Origin of the sequence: Streptomyces sp. NBC_01314, assembly GCF_041435215.1 — a bacterium.
Taxonomy (GTDB): Bacteria; Actinomycetota; Actinomycetes; order Streptomycetales; family Streptomycetaceae; genus Streptomyces.
In genome coordinates this window covers 8,964,500-8,976,195 of record NZ_CP108394.1, presented here as the reverse complement: position 1 = coordinate 8,976,195, position 11,696 = coordinate 8,964,500, and the positions used below count along the sequence as shown (strand labels likewise).

Sequence of the window (11,696 nt, the reverse complement as noted above, 5' to 3'; positions counted from 1 at the left end):
GCCATTGGCGGGAGGTCGTCAACGACCGGTAGTGTTCGACATTGCCGAACGATGGAAGTTCAGTCGCGTACGGCGGCCGAAGGGGACGGAGGCAGGACGGCGATGGCACGGAACATCCAGTCGCTCGAACGGGCGGCCGCGATGCTGCGGTTGCTCGGAGGCGGCGAACGGCGGCTCGGCCTGTCGGACATCGCCTCGTCGCTGGGCCTCGCCAAGGGCACCGCCCACGGCATACTGCGCACGCTGCAGCACGAGGGGTTCGTCGAGCAGGACGACGCCTCCGGGCGCTACCAGCTGGGCGCGGAGCTGCTGCGGCTCGGGACCACGTACCTGGACGTCCACGAGCTGCGGGCGCGCGCCCTGGTCTGGACGGACGACCTGGCCCGTTCCAGCGGCGAGAGCGTCCATCTGGGGGTCCTGCACCAGCAGGGCGTGCTGATCGTGCACCACGTCTTCCGGCCCGACGACAGCCGGCAGGTCCTGGAGATAGGGGCCATGCAGCCGCTGCACTCCACAGCCCTGGGCAAGGTCCTCGCGGCGTACGACCCGGTGGCGCACAGCGAGGTCCTGGAGGCCGAGCGCAAGGCGTTCACCGACCGGACCGTGCACACGCTGGACGACTTCGAGGGCGTCCTGGACATCACCCGCGCGCGCGGGTACGCGGCCGACGTCGAGGAGACCTGGGAGGGGGTGGCGTCCATCGCCGCCCCCATCCACGACCGGCGGCGCATGCCCGTCGGCGCGGTCGGCATCACCGGTGCCGTGGAGCGGCTGTGCCGCGAGGGCGAGCTGCGCTCCGAGCTGATCGCGGCCGTACGGGACTGCGCCCGCGCGGTGTCGCGCGACCTGGGCGCCGGACGGTTCTGACCTGGCGCAGGACCTCGATCGACCGGAGAGGCCGGGACACCACAGGGTGTCCCGGCCTTTTCGGCGTCCAGGCACACAGGTGCACACACGCCACACCCACCCCGGGATCAATAACCAACAACAATCAACAACGGCAGTGTTTCGTCTGCCGGACCCTTGACGAGCCACTGACCCCCCAGTGAGACTCCCGTCCATCGGTCGACATTGTCGAACACCTACCGGCAATAGGCGCTAGAGTGTCACGACGCCACGGGCCGACATCGCTCTCAGCCAACGAGAGCACGAACCACCGGTGGGACCCGGGGTTCGACTTCCCCTGGACGAAGGACAAAGGAGTCGCGGGTGTCCAGCTCCGACATCTTCATCGGCGAGACCATCGGTACCGCCATACTCATCCTGCTCGGCGGTGGCGTCTGCGCCGCTGTGACGCTGAAGGCCTCCAAGGCCCGTAACGCCGGTTGGCTCGCCATCACCTTCGGGTGGGGCTTCGCCGTGCTGACGGCCGTCTACACCTCCGCGCCGCTCTCCGGCGCCCACCTCAACCCGGCCGTGACCCTCGCGCTCGCGCTGAAGAAGAACGGCATCCCGTGGAGTGACGTCCCGATCTACTGGGGCGGGCAGCTGCTCGGCGCCATGATCGGTGCCGCACTGGTCTGGGTCGCCTACTACGGCCAGTTCCACGCCCACCTCACCGACAAGGACATCGTCGGCGAGCCGGCCGCGAAGGGCGCCAAGGCCAAGGCCAAGTCCGTCGAGGCCCGGGAGGCCGGCGCCGGCCCCGTGCTCGGCATCTTCTCCACCGGCCCCGAGATCCGGAACGCGGTACAGAACGTCGCCACCGAGGTCATCGGCACCATCGTGCTCGTCCTGGCGGTCCTGACGCAGGGTTTGAACGACGACAACAAGGGTCTCGGTACTCTCGGCGCCCTGATCACCGCGCTCGTCGTGGTCGCCATCGGTCTGTCCCTCGGTGGCCCGACCGGTTACGCGATCAACCCGGCCCGTGACCTCGGTCCGCGTATCGTCCACGCCCTTCTGTCCCTGCCCAACAAGGGCGGCTCCGACTGGAGCTACGCCTGGGTCCCGGTGGTCGGCCCCCTGCTCGGCGCCGCCATCGCTGCAGGCATCTACAACGTCGCCTTCGCTTAAGAGCACCGAGCCGCAGGATCCCGAAATCCGTGATCCCGCGAAACGCTCAGCACGCGCCGTACGTACAGCCCCATACCCAGTGAACTTTCAGGAGCACACCGTGACCGACGCCCACACCGCCGGGCCCTTCATCGCCGCCATCGACCAGGGCACCACCTCCAGCCGCTGCATCGTCTTCGACCGCGACGGGCGCATCGTCTCCGTCGACCAGAAGGAGCACGAGCAGATCTTCCCGAAGCCGGGCTGGGTGGAGCACAACGCCACCGAGATCTGGACCAACGTCGAGGAGGTCGTCGCCGGGGCCATCGCGAAGGCCGGCATCACCAGCGACGACATCAAGGCCATCGGCATCACCAACCAGCGCGAGACCACGCTGCTCTGGGACAAGAACACCGGTGAGCCCGTCCACAACGCCATCGTCTGGCAGGACACCCGCACCGACGCGCTCTGCCGGGAGCTCGGCCGCAACGTCGGCCAGGACCGCTTCCGCCGCGAGACCGGCCTGCCGCTGGCCTCGTACTTCGCCGGTCCGAAGGCCCGCTGGCTGCTGGACAACGTCGAGGGTCTGCGCGAGCGCGCCGAGGCCGGCGACATCCTCTTCGGCACCATGGACAGCTGGGTCATCTGGAACCTGACGGGTGGTGTCGACGGCGGCAAGCACTACACCGACGTCACCAACGCCTCCCGCACCATGCTGATGAACCTGCACACACTGGAGTGGGACGAGAAGATCGCCGAGTCCATCGGCGTCCCGCTGTCGATGCTCCCCGAGATCCGCTCCTCCGCCGAGGTGTACGGCGAGGTCACCGGCGGGCGGCTCGGCGACCTGCTCGGCGGCATCCCGGTCGCCTCCGCGCTCGGCGACCAGCAGGCGGCCCTGTTCGGCCAGACCTGCTTCGAGGAGGGCGAGGCCAAGTCCACGTACGGCACCGGAACGTTCATGCTGCTGAACACCGGCGAGAAGATCATCAACTCCTACAGCGGCCTGCTGACCACGGTCGGCTACCGGATCGGCGACCAGAAGCCGGTCTACGCGCTGGAGGGCTCGATCGCCGTCACCGGTTCGCTGGTGCAGTGGATGCGCGACCAGATGGGCCTCATCTCCACCGCCGCCGAGATCGAGACGCTGGCGCTCACGGTCGAGGACAACGGCGGCGCGTACTTCGTGCCGGCCTTCTCCGGTCTGTTCGCCCCGTACTGGCGCTCCGACGCCCGCGGTGTCATCGCCGGTCTCACCCGGTACGTCACCAAGGCGCACCTCGCGCGCGCCGTCCTGGAGGCCACCGCCTGGCAGACCCGTGAGATCACGGACGCCATGACCAAGGACTCGGGCGTCGAGCTCGCGGCCCTCAAGGTCGACGGCGGCATGACCTCCAACAACCTGCTGATGCAGACCCTCTCGGACTTCCTCGACGCCCCCGTGGTGCGCCCGATGGTCGCCGAGACCACCTGCCTCGGCGCCGCCTACGCCGCCGGTCTCGCCGTCGGCTTCTGGACCAACACCGACGAACTGCGCGCCAACTGGCGGCGGGCCGCCGAGTGGACCCCCCGCATGGACGCGGAGACCCGCGACCGTGAGTACAAGAGCTGGCTCAAGGCCGTCGAGCGGACCATGGGCTGGCTCGAAGAAGAGAACTGACAAGAGCTGAGAAGAGCCCGTCGCAGGCTCCGACCCACGCTCTGATGAGGAGTAAGAACCCCACATGACCAGTCAGACCACCCTGCAGACCCTGCCTGCCCTGGGGAAGCGCCCGGCGTCCGGCTCGAACCCGAGCCGTGCCGAGACCCGGGAGCAGCTCTCCAAGGCGTCGTACGACCTCCTCGTGATCGGCGGCGGCATCCTGGGCATCTCCACCGCCTGGCACGCCGCGCAGTCCGGGCTCAGGGTGGCCCTGGTCGACGCCGGCGACTTCGCCGGCGCCACCTCCTCCGCCTCCTCCAAGCTGCTCCACGGCGGTCTGCGCTATCTGCAGACCGGCGCCGTGAAGCTGGTGGCGGAGAACCACTTCGAACGCCGTGCGGTGTCCCGCCAGGTGGCCCCCCACCTGGCGAACCCGCTCACGTTCTACCTCCCCGTGTACAAGGGCGGGCCGCACGGCGCGGCGAAGCTCGGGGCCGGCGTCTTCGCCTACTCGGCGCTGTCGGCCTTCGGCGACGGCGTGGGCCACCTGCTCTCGCCGTCGAAGGCCGCGCAGGACGTGCCCGAGCTGCGCACCGAGAACCTCAAGGCCGTGGCCGTGTACGGCGACGACCAGATGAACGACTCCCGGATGGCCCTGATGACGGTCCGCGCGGCCGTCGAGTCGGGTGCCGTCGTCCTGAACCACTCCGAGGTCACCGGGCTGCGGTTCACCAGGGGCCGGGTGACCGGTGCGGAGCTGCGCGACCAACTCTCCGGCGACGAGTTCGGTGTGAACGCGCGGCTGGTGCTGAACGCGACCGGGCCGTGGGTCGACCACCTGCGCAGGATGGAGAACCCGGACGCGGCGCCGTCCATCCGGCTGTCCAAGGGCGCGCACCTGGTGCTGAAGCGGACGGCTCCGTGGAAGGCCGCGCTCGCCACCCCGATCGACAAGTACCGCATCACCTTCGCCCTCCCCTGGGAGGACATGCTGCTGCTCGGCACGACCGACGAGGTGTACGAGGGCGACCCGGCGGACGTCGCGGTCAACGACAAGGACATAGCCCAGATCCTGGACGAGGCCGCGTTCTCCATCCGGGACCAGCAGCTCGACCGTGACCTGATCACGTACTCCTTCGCCGGTCTGCGGGTGCTGCCGGGCGGTCCCGGTGACACCGCGAAGGCCAAGCGCGAGACGGTCGTCACCGAAGGCCGGGCCGGCATGCTGTCCGTCGCGGGCGGCAAGTGGACGACCTTCCGGCACATCGGCCGCACGATCATGAAGAAGCTGGAGGCGCTGCCCGGGCACCCCCTGGGTGAGGACTTCGAGCCGGTCGGCTCGCTGCCGAAGAGGCTGCCACTGCCGGGGGTCGCCAACCCGCGCGCGGTCGCCCACCGGCTCCTCGTCGACCACCCGGCGCCCGGCCCCCGCATGGGCGCCGACACCGCGCGGCACCTGGCCACGCACTACGGGTCGCTGGCCTTCGACATCGCCCGTCTCGCCAACGAGAACCCCGAGCTGGGCGAGCGTGTCCACCCGGACGCCCCTGAGATCTGGGCGCAGGTCGTCTACGCCCGTGACACCGAGTGGGCCGAGACGTCCGACGACGTGCTGCGCCGCCGGACGACGCTGACGATACGGGGGCTGGCGACGGACGAGGTCCGCACGAAGGTGCAGGATCTGCTCGACAAGAAGTAACCGGGTTTCGGTGCCGGCCCCTCTCCCTGACCGGGGCCGGTACCGAAAGGTACGGCCCCTTCCGCTCCGGGGCCGGACCGAGGAAGGGGCGGCTCCAGAACATGGAGCCGCCCCTTCGGCATGCCGGTCGTTCTTACGTCGTGCCGATCGTCATTCCGTCGGGCCCATCGTCCTTCCGTCGGGCCGGTCGTCCATTCGTCGGGCCGGGCTGTCAGTGCCGGGTGCTTTCATGAGCGAATGAACATCGATCATGCCGACCCCGCCGAGCTGGCGGCCCTGCGCGAGGCGTTCGCCGTGGACGACGGCGGGGAGTCGGCTCTCGGCTGGGCGGCTGTGCACGCCTTCGAGGCGGAGCACGGGGTGGTGCTGCCCGAGCCGTACCGGACGTTCGTGGCGGAGGTGTCCGACGGATCCTTCCAGGGACCGCCGGTGTACGGGCTCGTGGGGCTGGCCGAACTGCCCGACGACTGGGGGGACGACGGGGCGGACCGGGACCTGGGCAGGCCGTTCCCGCTCACGGCACCCTGGCTGTGGGAAGAGGACGACGGTCCGTACGAGGACCTGGAGACCGTCGTCGGCGAGGTCGTCAACCATGGCTCGATCGTGCTCGGCACGGACGGTTGCGCCATGAACTGGCATCTCGTCGTCACCGGCCCCCATCGGGGACACATATGGCACGTCACCGATGTGGGTGCCCTGCCGTTCGGCGCGGAGTTCGGCCACACGACCTCCGCGCCCGGCTTCGGCGGCTGGGTCGCGCACTGGGCCGCCGGGAAGGAGTGGTTCGACGCCGAGTCAGCCGAGTGAGGCCACGACCTCGCGCACCGCGTCCGGTGAGGTCAGCTCCGCACGGCGGACGATCAGTTCACGGCCCAGGAGCAGCGCCCGGCGGGATGCCGGTACCGGGTTCTCCAGGGTCGTCAGGTCGGTGAGGTGGGCGAAGCCGATGATGCGGCGGACGAGTTCCGTGCCGGCGAAGCCCAGGGACTCCGTCCAGACGCGGTGGAGGAAGCGGTCGAGGTAGGGAGCGTCGAAGAAGGTGTCGACGCGGGACGGCCAGAGGCGGCGGAACTCGGTCTCGAAGGCCTCCCAGGAGAGGCGGAGCTGGTCTCCGTGGTCCGTGAGACTGCCCAGGGCACGGGCCCGTTCCTCGGAGACGAGCGCGTTGGCCCAGTACAGGCCGAGGTCGAAGCCGATGGGGCCGACGAAGGAGAACTCGGGGTCGAAGACACGCAGGACGTGGGCGCCTTCGCGTTCGCCGACCATGACGCTGCCCGAGTGGAGGTCTCCGTGGAGGAGGGCCTGGGCGCTCGTCATGAAGACGTGGCGGAGGTCGGCGACCTCGGTGCGCAGGGCGGTGTCCGCGCGGAAGGCGGCGGCGAGGTCGTCCAGCCCCGGGTGCCAGTGGTTGTGTTCGTGCTCGATGTACGGCTCGGAGAGGACGACGTCCTCGGTGATCTTGCACAGCTCGGCGTTGACCGAGGCGGCGAACAGCGCCTTGCGGTCGGCGGACTCCATGCCGAAGTCGCTGGTGGCGAAGGAGAGCCGGGCGACGAGGCGGCCGATCTGGGGTGAGGTGTACGGGCCGTACGACGCGCCCTCGTTGAGGAGGGTGCGCAGGACCTCCAGGTCGGAGAGGTCCTCCATGACAAGGGCGTGGTGCTCGGGGTCGTAGCCGTGGATCCGGGGGATCTCGTCGGGGGCGACCTTGGCGAGTTGTTCGTACGCGCGGGCCTCGGCGTCGGCGCGCTCGGGGCTCAGCGGCCAGGAGGGGCCGGCTACGCGGACCCAGGGCAGGGCCTGCTTGAGGGCGAGACCGCGGGTGCCGGCGGCGTTCGAGGCGAGGAAGACGCGGTTGACGTTGCCGTCCGACACCTCGCGGACGGTGATGTCGTCCGGGTCCTCCCAGTGGCCCCGCTCGCGCAGGTACGCGGGGATGTCGTCGGTCTCCAGGATGCGGTAGCCCATGGTCGGTGAACTCCCTTATGCGGTGCGGCGCTTGGACAAGGTGAAGCTGAAGACCAGGGCGAGGATGAGGACCGCGCCCTCGACGACGTCCTGGGTGTAGTACGGCAGGCCCTTGATGGTGAGGCCCGTGGTGATGATGCCGATCAGTACCGCGCCGAGGGCGGTGCCCCAGACGTTCGGGCGGCCCCGGCCGAGGACCGAGGTGCCGACGAGGGCGACCGCCACCGCCTCCAGCAGCTGGGAGGTGCCGGCGCTGACGTCGCCCTGGCCGATGCGCGACGCCAGGATCAGGCCGCCGATGGAGGCGAGGACGCCGGAGAGGACGTACGCCAGCGCGCGGTACGCGCCGACGCGGATGCCTGCCAGGCGGGACGCCTCCGGGTTGGCGCCGATCGCGTAGAAGACGCGGCCCCAGCGGGTGCGGGCCAGGAAGACCCAGGCCGCGACCGTCAGCGCGCCGAAGACGAGAACCGAGATCGGGATGCCGAGGACCGTGCCCCGGTCGATCTTCAGGAAGTCGGCGGTGAACCGGCCGGGAGCGGTGGTGCCGTCCTCCAGCGTCATGCCGGGGGTGATCGACTGGCCGTCCACGAGGATGAGTTTGGTGCCCTGGATGACGAACATGGTGCCGAGCGTGGCCAGCATGTCGGGGATCTTCATCACCACGATCAGCAGGGCGTTGAGGAGGCCCGCGAGGGCGCCCGCCGCGAGGACCGCGATGATCGCGACCGTGCCGATCTGGTTGTACACGACCATGGTGTGGGCGGCGACCGAGACGCCGAGGCCGGCGACCGCGCCGACGGACATGTCCATTCCGCCGACGGACATGGTGAGGGTGACGCCGAGGCCGAGGATGGCGGCGACGGACACGTACCGGAGGGTGTCGAGGAGGGTCGCCGACTCGCGGAAGGAGCCCTCGCTCAGCGCGAAGTACGCGAAGAGCGCGACCGTGACGAAGATGAAGCCGTACTTGATGACGGCGTTCTGGACGCGCACGGCCGTGGAGGTCGCGGGCGGGAGCGCCGCCTTGGCGGGGACCTCGGTGCTCTGGGTGGTGGTCATGGGTGCTTCCTCGGACTTCCTGGTCCTGGGACTTCCTGGTCCTGGGATTTCCTTGCGGCGGGCCGGGGTCACACGGACGCCGAGATGGTCTGGATGACGCGGTCGCGCTCCGCGTCCTCGCCGTACGCGTCCAGGTGGATCTCACCGGCGGCGAGTACGACGACCCGGTCGGCGACCTCCAGGATCTCGTCGACGTCGGCGGACAGGACGAGTACGGCGGCGCCTTCGGTGGCGAGCGCGCGGGCGCGGCGGCCGATGTCGCGCCGGGCACCGATGTCCACACCTCGGAACGGCTCGTCCAGGATGAGGACACGAGGGGTCTCGGCGAGCCAGCGGCCGACCACGACCTTCTGCTGGTTGCCGCCGGAGAGCTCCTCGACGGTGCTGTGCTCGTCGCGGGTGACGACACCGAGTGCGTCGATCGTGTCGCGGCCGAGTGCGTGTTCCCTGGCCGTGTTCATCAGGCCCAGCCGCGAGAAGGACCTGAGGAACGGCAGGGAGATGTTCTGGGCCACCGACCAGCCGGGGACGAGGGCGTCGGCGTGCCGGTCCTCGGGGACGAGGTGGACGCCGTCGCGGATGGCGTCGGCGGGGCGGCGGGGCGTGTACGGCCTGCCGTCCAGCTCGACCGTGCCGGTGGTGAAGGGCTCGGCGCCGAAGAGGCCGCGGGCCAGCTCGGTCTTGCCGGCGCCCAACAGGCCGACGACGCCGGTGACTTCGCCGCTGCGGAGGTCGAGATCGAGCGGGGGGCGGCCCTCGAAGAGAGGTACGCCCTTCAGGGACAGGACGACGTCTCCCTGGTCGCCCTCCCGGACCGGGCGGGCGGTGGTCGTCTCGTGGGCCTGGGCGAGCATCGCGCGCAGGGCGGCGTCCCAGTCGAAGGGGCGGGTCTGGTCCTCGGTGAGACGGCCGTCCCGAAGTACGACCAGACGGTCGGCCAGGGCGTCGATCTCACCGAGTCGGTGGGAGACGTAGAGGACCGCGATGCCGTCGTTCCGCATTCCTTCGACGAGCGCGAAGAGGCGCTCGGCCTCGGCGGCGGAGAGCGCCGAGGTCGGTTCGTCGAGGATCAGCAGGCGGGGGCGGGTGGCGAGGGCGCGGGCCAGGATGAGCAACTGGCGGTCGGAGATGCCGAGTTCGGTGACGTCCTGCTTGAGGACGGCGTCGGTCCAGTCGAGGCCGAGGTTGGCCTGGATCTCACGGGCGCGGGCGAGCTGCCTGCGTCCGTTGAGGAACGGGTTGCCGCGGCGCTGCGCCAGTTCCTCGAAGCCGAGGTTCTCTGCGACGGTGAGGCCGGGGACGACGCCCTCGCTGATCCGCTGATGGACGGTCTGGATGCCCAACTGACGGGCGGCGAGGGGGCTTCGGAGGGCGGCCGGGGAGCCGTCCACCAGGACCTCGCCGCCGTGGTCGGCGTGCACCCCGGACAGGATCTTGATCAGCGTGGACTTGCCGGCGCCGTTCGCGCCGAGCAGCGCGACCACGCTGCCCGGCGCGATGTCCAGCGAGACGGAGGCGAGCACCGTCTTGCCGCCGAAGGCCTTGCTGACGTCCCGCAGGCTGACGGCGGCCCCGCTCTCGCCGCCGTCGGCCTTCTCGTGGCTGGTGTCAGTGGGCGACATTCGAGATCCAGTCGGCGGTCGAGACCTGCGACAGGTTCAGCGCGGGCAGCGCCTCACGCAGCTGGTCCATGTTCTCGATCTTCTTCTCGCGCAGGAAGTCCTGGGTGATGGCGACGGCCGGGAACTCGACGGAGGTCTCGTTCAGTTGACCGGCCAGCTCCAGGGCGGCCGTACGGACCACGGCGGCACCCACGGCGGAGGGGTCGGTGCCCGCCGTGGCGACCCAGGGGCTGTCCTTGGCGGTGATGGCCTGGATGTCGGCGTTGGAGACGTCGGCGCCGAAGACCTTCACCTTGTCCTGGAGCTTCTTGTTCTGCACGGCGAGGACGGTGCCCTTGGCCAGCTCGTCGTACGGGGCGAAGACGCCCGCCACGTCGGAGTGCTGGGTGAGGGCGGCGGAGACGAGGGGAACGTTGTCGGTGGCCGTGGAGTCGGTGACCTTGCCGACCTTGAAGGCCTGCTTCCAGCCCTGCGCCTCGACCGTGGACTTCCAGACGGTGTCGCGCTTGTCGAGGGCCGCGAAGCCGGCGACGTTGACGTAGCCGACCTTGGCGTCCTTGCCGACCTCCTTCGCCATCACGTCGAGGACGGCCTGGGCCATGCTCGCGTCGTCCTGCTTGGTGGAAACCACGCCCTTGGTGTCGGTCTCGACGTCGTAGACGACGACCTTGATGCCCTTCTTCACGGCCTTGTCGATCTCCGGCTGGATCGTCGCCGGGAAGCCGTGGTCGATGATGATCGCCTTGGCGCCGGAGTTGATCGCCGAGGACAGGTCGGTGGCCTGCTTGGCGTTGTCGGCCTGGGCGTCGTACACCGTGAGGTCGATGCCTACGGCCTTGGCCTGCGCCTTCGCGCCGTTGCCCCACTGCTCGAAGTAGTCGCCGGCGCCGCTCTGCCGGACCAGGGCGACCTTGACCGCGCCCGCACCGAAGGGGGCGGGCTTCTTGCCGGTGGCGGCGGAGGCCTTGGCGGTGGTGTCGCCGGTGTCCTTGGAGGCGTCCGTGGACTGCGCGCAGGCCGACAGGAGCAGGGCCGAGGCGGAGGCGAGCGAGAGCGCGGCGAGGGGGAAACGGGTGCGGCGGGACGAGAGGGACATGACGGCTCCAGGTACGGGGTGGTGCGAACACGCACGGGTGCGTGGGTGCGCGGGGATGCGAGGGAGATGAAGCGGGGGTGCGAGCCCGGAGCGAGGGACGGGAATGAGCCACCGAGCGGGCGGCGGTGAACGCGCAGGGAACGGGGGCGCGTCGGAGCTCCGGGAGAGGTCAGCGACAGCTGGCCGTGGTCGACCGGAGCAAGTCCACGTACAGCCGCCGCACGAGCAGCAGCGTCTTCATACGGAGATCATGAGAACGATTTCAGCCATCCGTCAAAGAAATGGACGCCGGATCTCGACATTCGAGACGACGATTACGTCACAGGCGATGCACCCATGGCGGACACACCCTCGGGAGTTACCATCACGGGACCGGCACCCGACCCGGCACAGTGAGGCCCCGATGACGACACCGAGCGCAACAGCGCTGCGTATGCCCTGCATGCGCCGCTGTACCGGCGCGCCGTGTCGCGGCTGACCCGCTGCACGCCGCTCCACTCGCCGCCCAGTCGCTCTCCCTCCCCACCTCCTCTCTGCCCCCTCTCCACCCCTCCCCCGTCCGGCGCTGGTCTCAGCATCCGGACTTCCCTTCCAGATTGCTGGAGTTGCTCC

The 11,696-nt window shown here is 69.9% G+C and carries 9 protein-coding genes; 5 read left to right on the top strand and 4 right to left on the bottom strand.

Translation table 11 applies throughout. The features are described 5' to 3' along the window. Positions 1-102: 102 nt before the first annotated feature. From OG622_RS39510 to OG622_RS39490, 5 genes are all read left to right on the top strand, one after another. The gene (locus OG622_RS39510) at positions 103-867 is read left to right on the top strand and encodes an IclR family transcriptional regulator (RefSeq protein ID WP_371581426.1); all 765 of its coding nucleotides are present in this window, start codon (positions 103-105) and stop codon (positions 865-867) included. Positions 868-1,209: 342 nt separating this feature from the next. Next, entirely contained in the window at positions 1,210-2,016 is an 807-nt protein-coding gene (locus OG622_RS39505) for an MIP/aquaporin family protein (protein ID WP_371581425.1), read from the top strand. 100 nt (positions 2,017-2,116) lie between these two features. Then, a complete protein-coding gene (gene glpK / locus OG622_RS39500) occupies positions 2,117-3,655 on the top strand; it encodes a glycerol kinase GlpK (RefSeq protein WP_371581424.1) in 1,539 nt (512 codons plus the stop codon). Between the two features lie 64 nt (positions 3,656-3,719). After that, on the top strand, positions 3,720-5,336 hold the full coding sequence (locus OG622_RS39495; protein WP_371581423.1) for an FAD-dependent oxidoreductase: 1,617 nt from the start codon (positions 3,720-3,722) through the stop codon (positions 5,334-5,336). Positions 5,337-5,573: 237 nt separating this feature from the next. Next, the gene (locus OG622_RS39490; RefSeq protein ID WP_371581422.1) at positions 5,574-6,143 is read left to right on the top strand and encodes an SMI1/KNR4 family protein; all 570 of its coding nucleotides are present in this window, start codon (positions 5,574-5,576) and stop codon (positions 6,141-6,143) included. Here the strand turns inward: OG622_RS39490 and mtnK are convergent. The 4 genes from mtnK to OG622_RS39470 all read right to left on the bottom strand — a co-directional run bounded on the left by mtnK (position 6,132) and on the right by OG622_RS39470 (position 11,084). Beyond that, entirely contained in the window at positions 6,132-7,304 is a 1,173-nt protein-coding gene (gene mtnK, locus OG622_RS39485) for an S-methyl-5-thioribose kinase (RefSeq protein ID WP_371581421.1), read from the bottom strand. The two genes, OG622_RS39490 and mtnK, sit on opposite strands and share 12 nt — an antisense overlap. A gap of 15 nt (positions 7,305-7,319) precedes the next feature. After that, entirely contained in the window at positions 7,320-8,366 is a 1,047-nt protein-coding gene (locus tag OG622_RS39480; RefSeq protein ID WP_371581420.1) for an ABC transporter permease, read from the bottom strand. 68 nt (positions 8,367-8,434) lie between these two features. Further along, complete coding sequence (locus OG622_RS39475; protein WP_371581419.1) at positions 8,435-9,988, bottom strand: sugar ABC transporter ATP-binding protein; 1,554 nt, start codon at positions 9,986-9,988, stop codon at positions 8,435-8,437. Then, complete coding sequence (locus OG622_RS39470; protein ID WP_371581418.1) at positions 9,975-11,084, bottom strand: substrate-binding domain-containing protein; 1,110 nt, start codon at positions 11,082-11,084, stop codon at positions 9,975-9,977. The genes OG622_RS39475 and OG622_RS39470 overlap by 14 nt, the downstream gene beginning before the upstream one ends. Between the last annotated feature and the right edge of the window lie 612 nt (positions 11,085-11,696).